Source organism: Methylotuvimicrobium buryatense 5G, assembly GCF_000341735.1.
Taxonomy (GTDB): Bacteria; Pseudomonadota; Gammaproteobacteria; order Methylococcales; family Methylomonadaceae; genus Methylotuvimicrobium; species Methylotuvimicrobium buryatense.
Map to the genome: position 1 here is coordinate 1,884,867 of NZ_KB455575.1, position 16,717 is coordinate 1,901,583.

15 protein-coding genes are annotated in these 16,717 nt (G+C 44.0%); all 15 read left to right on the top strand.

Features of this window, described 5'->3' with window-relative positions:
* On the top strand, positions 1-234 hold a 234-nt coding region (locus tag METBU_RS28035; protein ID WP_235726395.1), incomplete at its 5' end, for a hypothetical protein.
* 704 nt (positions 235-938) lie between these two features.
* Positions 939-2,264 (top strand): IS110 family RNA-guided transposase, encoded by a 1,326-nt coding sequence (locus METBU_RS0108430; protein WP_017840197.1) that lies wholly within the window; start codon positions 939-941, stop codon positions 2,262-2,264.
* A gap of 255 nt (positions 2,265-2,519) precedes the next feature.
* Positions 2,520-2,804, top strand: coding sequence for a nucleotidyltransferase domain-containing protein (locus METBU_RS0108435; protein WP_175421668.1), 285 nt, complete (start codon positions 2,520-2,522; stop codon positions 2,802-2,804).
* Positions 2,798-3,292, top strand: coding sequence for a hypothetical protein (locus METBU_RS23725; RefSeq protein ID WP_017840199.1), 495 nt, complete (start codon positions 2,798-2,800; stop codon positions 3,290-3,292). The genes METBU_RS0108435 and METBU_RS23725 overlap by 7 nt, the downstream gene beginning before the upstream one ends.
* Before the next feature lie 419 nt (positions 3,293-3,711).
* Positions 3,712-5,010, top strand: coding sequence for a phenylacetate--CoA ligase family protein (locus METBU_RS0108445; RefSeq protein WP_201764849.1), 1,299 nt, complete (start codon positions 3,712-3,714; stop codon positions 5,008-5,010).
* 425 nt (positions 5,011-5,435) lie between these two features.
* On the top strand, positions 5,436-6,638 hold the full coding sequence (locus METBU_RS0108450) for a prenyltransferase/squalene oxidase repeat-containing protein (RefSeq protein WP_017840201.1): 1,203 nt from the start codon (positions 5,436-5,438) through the stop codon (positions 6,636-6,638).
* Positions 6,639-6,642: 4 nt separating this feature from the next.
* Positions 6,643-7,452: a formyl transferase gene (locus tag METBU_RS0108455; RefSeq protein WP_017840202.1), complete on the top strand. Its 810-nt coding sequence runs from the start codon at positions 6,643-6,645 to the stop codon at positions 7,450-7,452.
* Positions 7,453-7,896: 444 nt separating this feature from the next.
* Positions 7,897-8,712: a sulfotransferase family protein gene (locus tag METBU_RS0108460; protein ID WP_026130110.1), complete on the top strand. Its 816-nt coding sequence runs from the start codon at positions 7,897-7,899 to the stop codon at positions 8,710-8,712.
* A 247-nt stretch (positions 8,713-8,959) separates the two neighbouring features.
* A complete protein-coding gene (locus METBU_RS0108465; protein ID WP_017840204.1) occupies positions 8,960-9,532 on the top strand; it encodes a tetratricopeptide repeat protein in 573 nt (190 codons plus the stop codon).
* 9 nt (positions 9,533-9,541) lie between these two features.
* Positions 9,542-11,017, top strand: coding sequence for a lipopolysaccharide biosynthesis protein (locus METBU_RS0108470; RefSeq protein ID WP_017840205.1), 1,476 nt, complete (start codon positions 9,542-9,544; stop codon positions 11,015-11,017).
* Between the two features lie 18 nt (positions 11,018-11,035).
* Positions 11,036-12,862, top strand: a complete 1,827-nt coding sequence (locus METBU_RS0108475) for an asparagine synthase-related protein (protein ID WP_017840206.1) — start codon at positions 11,036-11,038, stop codon at positions 12,860-12,862.
* 86 nt (positions 12,863-12,948) lie between these two features.
* Positions 12,949-13,740: an O-methyltransferase gene (locus METBU_RS23730; RefSeq protein ID WP_017840207.1), complete on the top strand. Its 792-nt coding sequence runs from the start codon at positions 12,949-12,951 to the stop codon at positions 13,738-13,740.
* Positions 13,741-13,805: 65 nt separating this feature from the next.
* Positions 13,806-14,573, top strand: coding sequence for a polysaccharide deacetylase family protein (locus METBU_RS0108485; RefSeq protein ID WP_017840208.1), 768 nt, complete (start codon positions 13,806-13,808; stop codon positions 14,571-14,573).
* An 85-nt stretch (positions 14,574-14,658) separates the two neighbouring features.
* Positions 14,659-15,609, top strand: coding sequence for a glycosyltransferase family 2 protein (locus tag METBU_RS0108490; RefSeq protein WP_017840209.1), 951 nt, complete (start codon positions 14,659-14,661; stop codon positions 15,607-15,609).
* Positions 15,599-16,540: a glycosyltransferase gene (locus METBU_RS0108495; RefSeq protein ID WP_017840210.1), complete on the top strand. Its 942-nt coding sequence runs from the start codon at positions 15,599-15,601 to the stop codon at positions 16,538-16,540. Before METBU_RS0108490 ends, METBU_RS0108495 begins: the two co-directional genes overlap by 11 nt.
* Positions 16,541-16,717 lie beyond the last annotated feature (177 nt).

Genomic DNA, 16,717 nt, shown 5'->3' on the forward strand with positions numbered 1-16,717 from the left:
CCTCTGGGGACGCAGAGCGTCCCGGGATGCATTCCCACGCAGAGCGTAGGAACGATGAAAAAACGATTATTGCCCAAATATCGGGATGTCGAACTAATGGGCGCAGTTGCAGCAATGGTCATGCCGAATGACGTTGCCCGCTATGCTTACCGAAAAGGCCTATACGTACTCGCCCAAAGCGGCAACACCGTCTTGATCCGCAACGACGGCAAATTTTCACCGAAAATTTGGTAACAGCTCCATCATCCATTGTGGAAACTATCCCCAGCTGTAGGATCACTGCCGTTAAGTTAAAGCAAACCCGCGTCATTCCGCCAAGAATCGGCGGAATCCAGGGCCATGGATCACTGCCATTAAGTTAAGCCGTTCGTGGTGAGCCTGTCGAACCATGGACGGCTTAACTTAATGGCAGTGATCCGTAGGATGGGTAGCAGCGAAGCGGAAAACCATCGCTTTGTTTGGTCGCAGGTAAGATTTTAGTAACGCCTGCGGGGCGGCTTATTCAACCCGCCCCAAACGTTTCGATTTGCTTTAGCCATAATCGAAACGTTTAGGACGCATATATCTGCTATTTCCCAAGCTCCTGAGACTGTGAAAGTATTGGCGAATACATCGTAAAAAAATTATTCACCATGAAGAACATGAACCAAAAAGAGCAGTTGAAAGCTTCAAACTACCGTTCGCCCTGAGCAAAGTAAGCGCCCTTCGGTCGCATGGCGTTAGCAAGAAACAGGGGAAGGCTACCGTTGAAAGTGTATTATATATGGACCTTACCAGCAAAGACCGAATAAGCACTGGTGCTAATTGCCCGTTGTCTGAGTGTGGTTTGGTGACGTCGGCGACTTTGGTGAGCTTTTGCATCCCGCTTGAGAGAATGAGCAAGACGATGTCCCCAGCTGGCAAGGCTATTTATGAACTTTCATCAGGAGTTTATGCCCATGGCTATGCGCGTCAGCAAAGTATTGAATATTCAGTATCCCAATGCGGCCGGTATTGATATTGGTAGCCGCAGCCACTTTGTGGCGGTTCCGGCGGATCGCGCGACAGAGTCGGTGCGGGAATTTGGTTGTTATACCGAAGATCTCAATGCGCTAGCCTTGTGGTTGCTGGACTGCGGCATTACGATAGCCGCGCTTGAATCAACAGGCGTCTATTGGATTCCGGTGTTCGAGGTTTTGGAAGCACATGGCATTCAGGTGATGTTGGTCAATGCGCGTAGCGTTAAAAATGTCTCGGGCCGTAAATCCGATGTCCTGGATTGTCAGTGGCTCCAGCAATTGATGAGTTTTGGTTTGCTCAGTTCGGCATTTCGCCCGCCTGCGGATGTTTGCGCGTTACGTGCCGTCTCGCGCCAGCGCGACACGTTGCTGCAAGACCAAGCGCGTTGCGTACAACGCATGCAAAAAGCGCTGACACAGATGAACCTGCAATTAACCAATGTCATCACGGATATCACTGGACAAACTGGACTGAACATCATACGAGCCATTGTCGCCGGGGAGCGAAATCCTATCGAACTGGCCAAACATCGAAATTACCGCATCAAGGCAAGTGAAGTTGAAATAGCCAAGAGCTTGGAAGGAACATGGAAAGCAGAGCATTTATTTTGCTTGTCGCAAGCCTTATCGCTTTATGACACCTATCGAGCCTTAATCGCTGAGGCAGACGCGAAGTTGGAGACCCTCATTGCTCCATTACGTCGTCAAGACGTGCAAACGGCCAAAGGCAAAACCAAGCGAGGCGGCAAGAATGCGCCCGGCTTTGATGTGCAGGAGGCTTTGAGGGAATGGGCAGGCGTTGATTTAACCCAGATTGGTGGTATTGATGTTTGCACGGCACTTAAAGTTTTGGTGGAGTTAGGTACGGACCTATCCAAGTTTAAAACGGCCAAGCATTTTTGTTCCTGGCTGGGATTATGCCCAGGGACCCGAATCTCAGGCGGCAAACGTCTTTCAGGCGCTAGCAAACGGATACCTAACCGGGTGGCGCGTGCGCTTAAGTTAGCGGCGCAAGGATTGCATCGCAGCCAATGCGGATTAGGCGCCTATTACCGAAAAACGGCGGCTCGCTTGGGTAAAGGAAAAGCTATCACCGCCACAGCGCATAAATTAGCCCGATTAATCTATGCCATGTTAACGAAGGGCACCGAGTATGTTCAGCAATCACAAGCTGAATATGAAGCGAAATTCCATGACCGTACCCTTAAGTATCTTCAACTAAAGGCGAAAACACTCGGATTTGACCTCGTGCCTCAAGCTGTTTGAAGGCCTATTTAATGATTTTATTTATCCTGTAACCTATTGATTAAGAATAACTAAATTAGCTGTTTCTTGAGAGCCCTGTCGAAGGGTGAACGGTAGTTTGAGGCTTCACCAAGCCGGTGAAAGTGTTGTAGACCCTTCAGGCTTCGACTTGGCTCAGCACGAACGGTCTACAACACTTGCCAACTGCTCTTTTTAGGATAAAAGAGGTTAAGCCCCTGAAAAGCTAGAGTTTATGATATGCGACTTACCACGCAAATGGTTAAAGTGATTGTCGATAAAGCTAAATCGATTGTAGGCGATGATGTTGCAATTTGGGTGTTTGGCTCCAGAGTCAACGATGAATTGCGTGGAGGAGATATCGATCTGCTCATCGAAGTGAATCGTAAATTAGAGAATCGGGTGGCTGCTGCTTGCCAAATAGGCGCAAAAATCCAAATGGTCTTAGGCGAACAGCGCCTGGATATTCTCGTTAAAGACATCGATACCGCAAATTTGCCAATACATGATGTGGCCAAGAAGCAGGGAATAAGATTATGTTGACCGATGATAAAGTTCTTAAGCTACGGACTCTAGCGAGCATTGTATCAAAAGAATGTAAACACCTAGAACAAACTACCAGTCGGCTGTTTGCTCAAGATGATTGGAGCTGGATTAGCCGTTTAGAGCAAGATATAGATCTCTCTGAAAGAGTCGAGGCTTTCGTCGGTCGATTCGGTCGTCTCCAAGATACCTTAGGCGATAAGTTGATTCCTTTAGTGTTGGTGATTGAAGAGGAAACCTTGGGCACTACGCTTGATAATTTGGGCCGAGCTGAACGTTTGGGCTGGTTGCCTAGCGTGGCTGATTGGTCTGAGGCGCGAGGATTAAGAAACCGAATGGTACATGAATATATGACAGATCCGGAAGAATTTCGGTTAGCGTTGGCACGCGGCAGGGACTTAGTCCCGATGCTTCTAGAAACAGCAACTAATACTCTGTCCTTTTTGAAATCTAAAAATTACATTAGCTTCGCGCCGCAAGATACATAACCATTGTGTATACTTCATCCTTAAATTTTAATAACGCTCATTATTGTCTGCTTCAATTGCGGTGATGATCTTTCGAAATGTCCGGACAGCCCCCGTCATTCCGCCATGGACTGGCGGAATCCAGTGCCATGGATGGCAGGCTTTTGAGGTACATTCGCTCGTCCCCAAGTTCGTTGCTTGGGAACGCAGTTCGAGAAGCTCCAGCTTCTCGAAACCGGTAATCAAGAGCTTACGTGCAAAGTTTCCCAAACCGTAGTTTGGAAAACAGCAAAGAGGATCTGAATACTTACTTTTAAAACTCTCTTGGTCACTGATTTCTTTATGCTACCTTTAAACCAGACCGCCACATTTTTCTAATAATACTAACAATGCATCCTTTCATATCCCGGAATATCGTATATCCCCTTCAAGAAAAACTCTTGAACCGACCGACTTTTTCCTATCTAAAAGAACTGGAAAAAACCCAATGGCTGTCCCGAGAAGAAATTGAAGCACTACAGATAAAAAAACTACAAACGCTGCTAAAAACCGCCAAAACTCATTGCTCTTGGCATGCAAAACGAATCCACGAATCCGGCATCGATCTCGAAAACCTGACTTTTGCCGAATTACAAAAACTCCCACCGATGTCCAAAACAGACGCCCAGCAGCATGGCGAACAAATGGCATGGCTTAATGTACCGGGCGGCATATTCCGATACACGACGGGCGGCTCGAGCGGTCAACCGCTGATCTTCCATTTCGGACGTTATCGCCAAGCGTCAGATGCCGCCGGACGCATCCGCGCCAGACGATGGTGGGGGGTCGATGTCGGCGATCCGGAAGTCTATTTATGGGGAGCACCTGTAGAACTCAACAAAACCGATCGAATAAAAACCATACGAGATAGGCTTTTAAACCAACTAGTATTGAACGCTTTTCAAATGTCACCAGAAATGATGTCGAATTATTTGTCGGCAATACAAAGATTCAATCCGAAATGCATTTACGGTTATGCAAGTAGCGTTGCGCTACTTGCGAAATACGCCAAAGAAACAAACCAGCATGTCGAGTTACCACAGTTGAAAGTGGTTTGCACGACCGGAGAGCCACTTTATGAGGAACAACGACAGCTGATTTCCGAGATCTTTAACGTACCCGTCGCCAACGAATTCGGCAGCCGCGACATCGGCTTCACTGCGCATGAAAACCGCCATCATCAGATGCTGCAAATGAGCGAAAGCATCATTATTGAAATACTCGATCCTCAAGGCAACCCGGTAAAACCCGGAGAAACCGGAGAAGCAGTCATGACCGGCTTGTGCTCGGAAGCCCAACCTTTCATCCGCTACCGAACCGGCGACATGATGAAATTATCCGAAGAAACGGATAAAGACGGTCGAGGCCTGCATGTTATCGAAGAAATTTCCGGCCGCAGCACCGACTTTTTAGCCCATCGGAACGGCTCGATCGTGCATGCCCTCGCCGCAATTTATGTACTACGTGAAACTCAGGGCGTCGAACGATTCAAAATCATTCAGCATGACATCGACCGCTTTGAAATTCAGATCGTGGCCAATCCTATGTGGACCAACCAAGCGAAAACCAGCATCGATCAAAAATTCAAATCCCGTTTCGGCGAAACATGCAGCACCGAAATAAATTTAATCGAAGAGATTCTGCCGGAAGCATCGGGAAAAATAAGACAAGTCGTCTCAAAAGTTCAAACTGTTTTTTAATTTAGTACTAAAATGAAAACACATTATTTAAGACGACCGTTGTCCAATTCGCTATAAAGACGTTGCACCTACAACAAATTTCAACAACTACTTGTGGGAGCGATCCCCAGATCGCGACTTTAGACCGACCGTTATATTTATAAGTAAAGTATCACTGCCAATAAGAAATTAGTAACTATTCAGTCCCCTGGCAATTATCGTTCCCACGCTCTGCGTGGGAACGATAGGGGGGTGTAAATAATTACAGAAATTAACCCCGTCATTGCGCCAGGGAGTGGCGGAATCCAGCGCCGAGGATGGCAAGCATGGAATACATCCATGTAATCCGGATATCGGCAATCCATGCCGGCATGACAACTTAACTTAAAGGCAGTGAAGTAAAGTGTGGAAACAACTGTTCAATTTGAAAGAATAATAAGAAAGCGATGGCAAATACACTCCAAAAACTGATCGCCCTACCCTTCAGATACAAACCCTGGCGCCCGGAACATTTCAGCATCATTGTCGACGACCTAAAAGGTTTGAGCAAACAGCCGGTCAACTCGGACGAAGTTCATCTTAAGGCCGCAATCGATTGGTTATGCAGAGCTCAAGATCAACGCACCGGACAACCCGACCAAGGCGGCGTCTCGGCGGGTTGGAGTTTCGAAGACGGCTGGCTGCCCAGTTATCCGGAAACCAGCGGCTATATCGTCGAAACGTTTCTGGCTGCCGAAAAAATCCTAAAACAATCGGAACTCGCCCAACGTGCACAACGCATCATAGACTGGGAACTCTCGATTCAAAACCCGGACGGCTCGTTTCCGGGCCATTTCGGCGAATCCGGCAGCAAACCCGTCATTTTTAACACCGGGCAAATCATGCACGGCATGCTTGCCGGATACCTTAATTTCCAGCGCAACGAATGCCTCGAAGCGGCCGTCAATGCCGGCCGGTGGATGATATCGAAACAAGACGACGACGGTTGCTGGAGACAATCGGTCCATAACGATACGCCGCATACCTACAACACCCGAGCGGCTTGGGCCTTACTGAGAACAGGCCTAATTGCCAACGAAAAGGCTTTAGTTGACGCGGCAGAAAAAAATATCCGCTGGGCGCTTACTCAGCAAACACCATCCGGTTGGTTTAAAACGAACGCATTTACGGCCGACGGCCTACCATTTACGCACAACATCGCTTATGCTATTCGCGGCATTATGGAAAGTGGGTTACTGCTAGAGAACCAAGAAATGCTCAACGCCGCGATTAAAGCCGCTAAAGCACAAGCCGCACAACAACGGCAAGACGGTTGGTTGGCGGGTCGCTATGCCGATAACTGGCAACAGCAAGCCAATTATTGCTGCCTAACCGGTCTCGCACAAATGAGCATTATTTGGCTAAGACTGTCACAAGCCTGCAACCTGAAAGAACTCGAACAAAATGCCGATGCAGGTATTCGATATCTAAAAGCCAATCAACCCATCACCGGCAAAAAAGATCATAGAGACGGCGCAATAGCAGGCTCCGCGCCGATTTGGGGACGCTATTCCATGTTCGAATATCCTAACTGGGCCGCCAAATTTTTTGCGGATGCACTTATGACACGAATCTCGGGCGAACCGATTCCCGAAACGGCCAGGAGCTAAAGAAATGTCCAATCTTTCAGTGATTATCTTATGCGGACAATCGCCGAGACACATTTACTTTGCGAACGAACTTTGCCGGCATTGCCAACCGAAGGCGATCATTCAGGAAACGGGCAGCCATCAATTTATCGGCAAAATATTTAAACTGCTCAAAGACCCTAAAAAACTTTGGCAAAAAGTCTCACGTTGGTTGCGTGACCGTAAGCGTTACAAAGGCAATCCGGAAGCCAAATACTATTTCGGCGAAAATGAGCCCAAACTAGACCGAGCGGAATTGCGTATCGAAGTCCCTTACATCAACGACGAACAGGTTCTCTCCATCGTCGACCAATATCAACCCGACGTCATCGCGGTATTCGGTACGTCACTGATCAAAGGGCCGCTGCTGGAAAAAGGAAGGCTCGGAATTATCAACCTGCATGGCGGACTCTCTCCCGAATACCGGGGCGCCGACTGCACATTCTGGGCGCTTTACAATCAAGAGCCGGAAAAAGTCGGCTGCACGATCCATTACATCAATGCCGGCATCGATACCGGCAAATTGATTGCCCACGTTAGCCCCGAAGTCAAAGAAACCGATACCGAACTCGAGCTATTCTGGCGAGCGGTAAAAAGCAGCACTCAGGCATTTTGCGAACTTTTCGATAAACTGGAAAGCGGCGAGAAATTTGGAACGATTCAAGAAAGCAAAGGCAAGCTTTATCAAGTCAAAGACAGGCAAGGCGGTCAAGAACGTTACTTGGAACAATTGTTGGCAAACGGATTATTGAAAAACATAGACCTAAAAGAACGAGTTACCTGGTTTAATAAATAACCTAATAATTTACTCAAACCGAACTAACTATGTATAAAAAACCAATTCAGTAGAAACAGGGAGATAACGTACGACCGTAAGTATTTTAATACAGAAGACGGCACCAAGCCACCAATATGGCCAACCGGATAAGCGCAAGACTCTAGCTTGGCGCAAATGCAGCCGAACCGGAAGACTATCTATAGTAAGCCCTCCGGTCGAACTCAACAAAACCGACCATCTCAAAACAATACGCGACTGGCTGCTTAATCAATTACTATTCAACCCATTCTAAAAGTCGTCAAAAAAATAGAGGACTTCCATGTGCAAGGTTTTATCTATATTTTTAACAAGGCATAAAACCACCTAACGTTCGTGAAGCCCTGGCAATCGCCCCGGCAAATGAAAGTTTTGCATATCGAAAAAATAGATAAGGGCACCAGATCTAAGAACTTTCACAGTTATATGAAAAATAAACTTTCTCACTTAATACCTAAAATCCGTCGGATTATTTTTCTATTTTTAAAAAAAGGACTTTGGTTAACCCCGAAATTTAACAAAAAAAACCAAGAGCGAGTCTTTATTGCCGGCATGCAACGCTCCGGCACCAACATGCTTATGGACATAATAGAGAAAAGCTTTGAGACCGATGTTTACCACGAACGCGATTCACGCGCATTCGACAATTATCAAATGCGCGATCGACACACGATTCAAAAGTTGATAAATCAATCGCGTGCCCCAAAATTCATCATCAAGGCCCTATGTGAGCTGCAAGATCTTAAAGAACTCATGGAATACTTTAAGCCGGCAAAAGTTATTTGGATCGTGAGATCTTATGACGACGTCGTGGCATCCATGTTGAAGTCTTTTCCCAATATGGAAAAACAAGTCATTCGAATCGTACATAAAGGCAGCAAAGAATGGCTTGGACGTGGCATGACCGATAAGACCCGTAATAAACTAAAAGACTTAATCCACGAAGGCATGGGCGACTCATCCGCCTCTGCGTTACAATGGTACTTTCGCAATATCCTGTTCTTTGATCAACAATTTGATAAAGACCAACGAGTTTTATTAATTTCTTACGAAGACTTAGTTACGAAGCCGGAAATTAATATAAAAAAAATATGCCAATTTATAGGGATAGAGTACAGACCGCGAATGATATCCGATGTCTTCGCGCACTCAATTAAACGAAGAACACCGCCCCATATCTCAAACGAAATTAGAGTACTATGCGATCAACTTCAAGAAAAGTTTAAACCCTTGTATTATTAAATAATCGACCGCAAAATGCCAATCCTGTACAAGCCAGGCGTAATTATTCAGTCCCCCGAAAATTATCGTTCCCACGCTCCGGCGTGGGAACGCCTGAGTACCGCTCCAGCGGTACGAGACGCTAGAGCGTCTCGGTCTTCATTCCCACGCCGGAGCGTAGGAACGATAGGGGGTGTGAATAATTACAGCCAGGCAGATAATATATATTACAAGATAGATAACTTCATATTAATTATGGGCTTATAAAATGCGCTATTTAAAAAAGATTATTTTTATAATGTTTATGATCTTAAGTCTTCCTGTGAATGCAAACTGGAAGTCAGAAATCGATTTTTCGTTAATACCTGAATACTGCAAAGCACGATATAAGGTTGGCGATGAAAGAAGTACTGAAATATGGAAAAAACGTCTCGGCAAAGACTTCATTCATATACACCATTATTGCTATGGTCTACATCTGTTCAATGCAGCGGGTCGTAAAATCGAAAGCAAAGAAAGAAAGCAAACGCTCCAGGCAAGCCTCAACCAAATGATATACACAAAAGAGCACTCCTCACCAAATTTTGCCTTACAACCTAAAATATCATTCGATATAGGCCGCGTTTACGAAGGTTTGGAAGAGCCAGGAAAGGCGATGAAAGCCTACCAAAACAGCATCAGACTCAACCCCAAAGTTGCCCCCCCTTATGCCGCTATAAGCAAATTGTATCTCAAGCAAAACAATAAAAAAGAAGCCGTTGCCATCTTAAAGAAGGGTCTTAAATATAACCCGAATTCGAAAACCTTAAAAAAACACTTACAAAAACTAACCAAGGAATAACAAAAAACTATGCAACTTGGCACATCCATCAGAAGCGGGACGCTTTGGCTATTTACCGGCAATGTTAGTCAACGGGCATTAGAGTTTTTTTTTGGTATCATTTTAGCGCGATTATTGGTACCGGCGGATTTCGGTCTACTGGTAATGACGCAAGTATTCACCGGCTTTGCCGGTTTCATTGCCGGCGGGGGCATGGGCCAGGCCTTGATTCAATCCAAAGATATTTCCGCCAGACATTATCGGGTTGTATTCACGTTACAATTACTCATTTGCAGCATTATTTATGGAGTTTTTTATTACTCATCACCCTATATTGCAAGATTTCTGGATAACCCGATATATACCGACTTACTGCGCGTATCTACACTCAATTTTTTAATAAGACCGTTCGTCAACATTTCCCGCGCCAAATTAAGCCGCGACATGCGATTTAAATCGATCGCCATTATCAGCTTACTCACCTTGATCGTATCGAGCACGTCTAGCATTTTTCTGGCAACGCAGGAACTCGGCGTCTGGAGCTTGATCTATGGCGGATTGATCGGCTCTTTTCTATCGGCGCTGCTTTTCATAATTCACAGCCGAACCGTCCCTTATTTCGCTTACGATAAGAGACTTGCCAAGCAACTAGGCGGCTACGGCATCAAATTGACAATCAACGACATCATAGAATATTTAAGGCGAGAAACGCCTAACTTCATGATAGGAAAAATGCTCGACTCTACTATGCTCGGGCTATTCAATAAAGGCGTCAGCACTAGCGCAATTCCATTACAGACTATTGCAGGATCGGCCTATCAAACGGTATTCCGAGCGCTTTCTTCGACCCAAGATAATATCGACAAGAGTAAATATATTTACTTACGCACGGTTACGCTAGTTACGGTTTACACTTTTCCTTTTTACATCGCTTTAATTTGGCTTTCCGAACCCTTTATAATGACTGTCTATGGACCAAAATGGCAACTAGCGGCAATCCCATTACAAATATTCAGCATTTCTCGATTATTCAGCTGCTTAATGAATACTGCTGGCGCAGTATTGGCAGCTCACAACCATTTAGGAGTCGAAATAATACTACAATCGTTAGCGCTTGTGTTAACGGCAATAGGATGCTGGTATGGTATTCAATATAACAATTTATTTTATGTCTCTCTTGGTATTATTCCTGCGATACTATTTTTATCGTTTACCATGTCTTTTTTTGCTGCTCGTTATATAAAAGCGACTTTTAAAGAATTTCTCACTGCCTTAGATCCGGCCATTCAGCTTAACTTACTATTAGCCACCACACTAGCTATAGGCGATTATTTTCTAACCTTGTACAATGTCGAATCTAATTCAAAAAAGTATCTCATAATCCAATCAAGTGCGGGCGGAATAACTTATGCGCTATTGTTTCTCTATTGGCCAATTAAACAACTAAAAAGCGAATCGGCGCGCTGGAAAAAACTTTTAAAAATTCCGACTGCAAATGCAGCATAAAACAACTTATTAACTTGTATGTCATCCTTACTATTATCTACAAGCTGCAACAATCAAATAAATCCGGCGAAGATTGCCCAGCAACTGAAATTCGCGGCAAATAGTTGGAGCCAGGAATTTAGTATAAATAATCTCGTTGCGGTTTGTACGCGGGTCGACGATCGAAAACTATGGGCGTCCTATCATGATGTCACGACTAATACCTTAATTTTACTTGGCGGTCGCGTTGCATTTGAGCCCGAAGAATGGGCCAAACTCGGAAAGAATAATGAATACGAAGCCATGGTCGCTCATGAAATTTTATCGCGCTACCAAAACTTGGGCATATCCGCATTGACAGAACTCAATGGCGGATATTGCGTAATTATTTATGAAGCAAACAAAGCCCAGCTTACTTTATGCACCGATCGACTCGGCATCTATCCTATATACGGTTACGGAATAGACAATCCTGACAAATTCATTCTTTGTACACACCCGGACGCACTCGCACAAAACCTTAACAGCTGGACGCCCGATTTTGTTACGATGGCCGAATTGTTGCGAACCAGCCAAGGGGTTCACCCATACACTTTTTATCAGGAAATTAAAGAATTGGATTCAGGGTCTTTATATACCTGGAATCTCAAAAACAAACACTTCAATCATCAACGGTACTGGACTCCCGAACCGCAGCCCTTACCAAAATCACAACTGACTGAACTCACCCTCGAACTCGCCGAGGGATTAAGTAAAGCCGTCGAACGAAGAACTCAGCCGATTTTAGGCAAGGTCGGCGTGTTCTTGAGCGGCGGGACCGACTCCCGCATACCGCTATTTGCCGCATCCAATCGTAACGGCTTAACAGGCATTACATTTTATGATGGAGACAATCGGGAACTGGCAGTGGCCAAATCGTTAGCCAACCGCGCACAAGCGGAGCATTTGTTGATACAAAGAGACCTCGACTATTATCCGAGAGTCGCCAGTGAGGTAATGCGGATAGCCGGCGGAATGTGGAATTTTACCGACGGTCATTATCATGGAGGTCTCGACGAAATCAATAAAATGCAATTCGGTTCGATTATTTCAGGTTGTTATGCTGACTGCCTGTTCAAAGGGCTGTTATTAAACAAAAAATGGTACACGTTGTTTGGTAAAAGATTGCCTTACGTAACTCGTGGAAAATTCGATTTTAAATATTATTTATGGCACAGACCGGTTGCAGAACAATGGCATAAAAAAGTCGATGAAAGACTCAGCGAGCTATACCAAAATGTTACAACTCCCCCGAAAAATGATTTCGATTTGATGACAATAGAGCACCTGAGATTAAATCCTGTATCTCGAATAGGTAGTTTTGCAGCACGTAGCTTATGTCATCGAACATTACCGTGGGATCCATTTTTTACCGACAAAAATTTATTAAACCTATACTTAAAAATACCTATTTCACTCAAACTCAACGGAAAATTGTATAATGAAGCCGTTGCACATTTATGTAAGCAAGCGAATGATATTCCAAACGGCAATACCGGGATAGCGATTAATAGTTCTTCACTAGCCAAAATCAATGCGACAATTTTGAAACCATGGATTTTGGAAAAACTAGGAAATTCTCAGAAACAAGCTGTTATCCCTCCTTATGCAAGTCACAATCTTTGGCCGAACTGGTCATACGTAATAAGCCACTCCCCAGTCATTCAAAATCTATGGCTTTCGATGGAAAAAGAAACGATTGACTTAATCACTGAATTGCTAGGATGGAATCCATGGATAAAAACTACACAGGAATGGGGGGAAAGTGATCCCGAATTCTTTACACGAATCCTATCTCTTAGCTTATGGCACAAGCAAATACGATGATTAAAACGACAGGAATATAAAATTAATAAATATTTATAAAATCACTAAATAAAATTATTTCATATAATAAAAAATTATACTCAAAAATGATAAAAAATTTAATTAGATATTTGGCAAATTTATCCACCATATTAAAAAAAATTTACACATTACACCGGTTTAGTGTTTTTTTAGATGAATCAACCCCGAGAGAACTGCATAAAAGCTTGTTGGCCTGGCGTTTATTCAAAAGAGAATACGGTTATTTACGTTCTTTAAAAGAAAATCAATGTGTCGATGGCAATGGCAACCCGATTCCTTGGTATACCTATCCAGCGATAGAACAATTACGTTTATGGGATTTTTCTGATTGTGACGTATTGGAATACGGCTGTGGAAATTCAACAAAATGGTGGGCTGCTCGATCTAAATCAGTAACCAGTATTGAAAACTCTAAATTATGGTATGAAATAGTCTCACAAAATAAACCGAATAATTGTCAAATTATACTTTCAGAAATTGATAATGACAACGTCATGCCTGATCAAGTTGAAAAATACATTAATGTTATCGATCAACTTAACCAATATGATGTTATTGTTATTGATGGATTCAGCAAACTCAGCACTCGAAAAAAATGCACTGAAAAAGCATTGTCACATCTCAAACCCGATGGCTTATTGATCGTCGATAATTCGGACTGGTTGCCTGAAACGTGCCAAATATTAAGAGATGCTGGCTTTTTTGAAATTGACTTTTCTGGATTAAGCCCACTCAATGCCCATGCTGAAACAACGTCTTTATTTTTTAAAAGTGATTTCAAAATTCGCCCTATTGCTGATCATCATCCAGGTTATGCAACTGGAGGTCTTAAATTAAATTATGATCTTGAAACCTAATTGGATTTTTAGATATATGGCAACAGCGCATTTTAAAATGGTCTAAAAAACAAAACAGTGTAAAGATGACGTCTACCAATCAATCTATCGTTTTGATGTACCACGGAACGCCCACCGCGAACCCTATAACAAACTATTCGCTACAAGCCTGTCTGTTTCAACGCCAATTGGCTTATTTAGATAAAAACGGTTGGCATTTTGCGAAAATCAGCGATCTGTTAGAAGACAAAGCGTTACCCTCCTCATCTGTCACGCTGACTTTCGACGACGGCTACGCCGACAACTTCGAAAATGCGTTTCTGCCATTAGTTGAAAACGGGATGAAAGCCACCTGGTTTATCACCACGGATTGTATCGGCAAACATGCGCAATGGATGAGACCGCCTTCTGAGCAAACAAAAATGCTCTCTGCCGATCAAATACAAGAAATGTCGAATGCCGGCATGGAAATCGGTTCGCATACCTGTTCCCATCCCGATTTATCTCAATTGCCTTTTAAGCAACAATTAGACGAACTCACCCGATCCAAACAGATACTGGAAGATATAGTGCAAAAACCCGTTACCGGGTTTGCCTATCCTTTTGGCCGATATAACGAAGATACACTCCAGGCCGTCCAGGCAGCCGGTTATCAATGGGCTTGTAGCACTCGCTCCGGCTGGTTTAAAAAAGATGATAATCCGTTGCTGATTCGACGTGTCACTGTTTTTTCTGGCGATACTTCAAGCGTTTTAGCGCGCAAATTAAACTTTGCAGACAATGATGTCAGTTTGAAAAAACTGGCTAACTACTATCTGAAACGCCTTAAAACAAAACTGACCCCTCAACCTTGACGCAAAAGAAAACCGCCGATCGACCTGACAAATTCACCCACATGGACCATAATGGAATGGTTAATTGACCAGTCACCCCAAAACCATGTCGCAAAGCCCACATATCTCAATCATCATGCCTTGCTACAATGCCGAAAAATGCATAGAAACAAGCATTGACAGCGTTTACCGGCAAACCTTTAAGGATTTCGAATTGATTGTCGTCAATGACGGTTCGACCGACGATTCGTTAGCGATACTGAAAAAGCTTGCCGATAGGTATTCAGGATTGCGTGTCATCGATCAACCGAATAAGGGGCCGGGGCCAGCTAGAAACCACGGCATCAAAGATGCCAAGGGGCGATTTATCGCCTTTCTCGATTCGGACGACAGCTGGCACCCCGACTGCCTGTCCAAACTTCATCGAGCCTTACAAAACAATAAAGATGCATCGATTGCCTATTGCGGTTGGCAGAACATTGGATTAGAACCCAATCGCTGTAAACCTTTCATACCACCCGACTACGAGAAGCCGGACAAAATCGAGACGCTGTTACGCGGTTGCCGTTGGCCGATTCACGGCGCGTTGACTCGTAAATCGGCGATCGATGCTGCCCGTGGATTCGACGAACAATGGACGTCATGCATGGATTACGATTTGTGGCTCAGAATCGCCTCTTTCAACAAAATCGTCCTAGTTCCGGAAGTCTTGGCTTACTATCACCACCATGACGGCGAACAAATTACCAAAAACCGTTTACGGATTGCATTGAATCACTGGCGCATTCAGCTTAAATACCTGGAATCACATCCCGAAATTGCCGAAAGTTTCGGAAAGGATAAACTTAAAGAAATAACTAACGGCGAATTACTGCACAAAGCTTATGTATCCTATTGGAAAGGAGACTTGGCGACTTCGCACCATCTCTTTCGAAAACTGTTTCTGATGGGCCACTTTAAAACAAAAGACATAAAATATTTATTACCGTCAATCCTACCGTTTTCTCTGTATCGAAAACTGATTACTCAATTACGGCACGAACCGCATGCAGAATAAACGAATAACCCTGGCTTTTTGTACTTTCAACCGTGCCGAAAGGCTCGACAAATTAGTCGTCGCAATTCGACAGCAAAGCGCTTCGCTGCCTTTTGAAATATTAGCGATAAACAACAATAGCTCGGATAACACCCTGGAAGAACTTGAGCGTTTAGCACACCTGCCCGGCCCTCATCTGCGTTTTGTTACCGAACACGTTCAGGGAATCGTTGCCGCCCGAAATCGAGCCATTGAAGAGTCATTGAATTCAGACATCATGATTTTTATCGATGATGACGAAATCCCACAGCCTGGACTCATCGAATCAGCGGTCAATAGTATTTTGAACGATGGCGCCGAATGCGTTGGAGGCCGTGTCGAGATGGATTTTTCTACCCATAAAAGACCCTCCTGGCTTACCGACGATTTATTAGGTTTTCTAGCGGCTATTGACTATGGCAACCAATCTTTTCAGATCAAATATGACACAACGCCTATCTGGACTGCAAATATCGCCTATGATATGAGGATATTCAGGGCAAATCCTGATTTAAGATTCGATCATCGTTACGACCGAAAAGGAAAAATCGGCGGAGGTGAAGATGCCGCCATGTTTAGAAGTTGGCTAAAACAAAATCGTCGCATTTTCTATAATCCGGATATGTGTGTACTCCATGATGTCGAGCCGTGGCGACTTAAACGCTCTTATTTTATTAAGCTGCACTATCGTTCCGGCTTGAGAAGAGCCTTGAATGAACTCCCGGATTATCCACGAACTTTTTTAGGCATTCCACCTTTTATGGTCGGACAATTAATGAAACATTGTCTTAAAACTGTCTCTATGTTTTTGACCGGGAATTCAGGCGTACTTCGACAAGCAATGAACGCGTCTCACGCATTTGGCATGATTGTCGGTTACAGAAAAAGAAAAAGCTTGATTTGCACAAGTTAAGGTTATTATTCGATTACCGTCGATTTTTTATAGAAAAAAAGATGAAGCCTACTATTGTTATTTGCACTCAATCGAAGCGAAATAGTGTTCAATGTCATTCAGTTGATCCAAAAACTTTTTATTGCCATTCAAAAATATAGCCTATTTCGAGTGGAAAATTTTTAATTCCTCATAAAA

What these genes read in the sequence shown, in the direction of transcription:
- METBU_RS0108455 (WP_017840202.1), top strand. Translation starts at nt 6,643, where the DNA reads ATGTCCAATCTTTCAGTGATTATCTTATGCGGACAATCGCCGAGACAC.
- METBU_RS23730 (WP_017840207.1), top strand. Translation starts at nt 12,949, where the DNA reads ATGATAAAAAATTTAATTAGATATTTGGCAAATTTATCCACCATATTA.
- METBU_RS0108435 (WP_175421668.1), top strand. Translation starts at nt 2,520, where the DNA reads ATGGTTAAAGTGATTGTCGATAAAGCTAAATCGATTGTAGGCGATGAT.
- METBU_RS23725 (WP_017840199.1), top strand. Translation starts at nt 2,798, where the DNA reads ATGTTGACCGATGATAAAGTTCTTAAGCTACGGACTCTAGCGAGCATT.
- METBU_RS0108460 (WP_026130110.1), top strand. Translation starts at nt 7,897, where the DNA reads ATGAAAAATAAACTTTCTCACTTAATACCTAAAATCCGTCGGATTATT.
- METBU_RS0108485 (WP_017840208.1), top strand. Translation starts at nt 13,806, where the DNA reads ATGACGTCTACCAATCAATCTATCGTTTTGATGTACCACGGAACGCCC.
- METBU_RS0108475 (WP_017840206.1), top strand. Translation starts at nt 11,036, where the DNA reads ATGTCATCCTTACTATTATCTACAAGCTGCAACAATCAAATAAATCCG.
- METBU_RS0108430 (WP_017840197.1), top strand. Translation starts at nt 939, where the DNA reads ATGGCTATGCGCGTCAGCAAAGTATTGAATATTCAGTATCCCAATGCG.
- METBU_RS0108450 (WP_017840201.1), top strand. Translation starts at nt 5,436, where the DNA reads ATGGCAAATACACTCCAAAAACTGATCGCCCTACCCTTCAGATACAAA.
- METBU_RS0108490 (WP_017840209.1), top strand. Translation starts at nt 14,659, where the DNA reads ATGTCGCAAAGCCCACATATCTCAATCATCATGCCTTGCTACAATGCC.
- METBU_RS0108470 (WP_017840205.1), top strand. Translation starts at nt 9,542, where the DNA reads ATGCAACTTGGCACATCCATCAGAAGCGGGACGCTTTGGCTATTTACC.
- METBU_RS0108495 (WP_017840210.1), top strand. Translation starts at nt 15,599, where the DNA reads ATGCAGAATAAACGAATAACCCTGGCTTTTTGTACTTTCAACCGTGCC.
- METBU_RS0108465 (WP_017840204.1), top strand. Translation starts at nt 8,960, where the DNA reads ATGCGCTATTTAAAAAAGATTATTTTTATAATGTTTATGATCTTAAGT.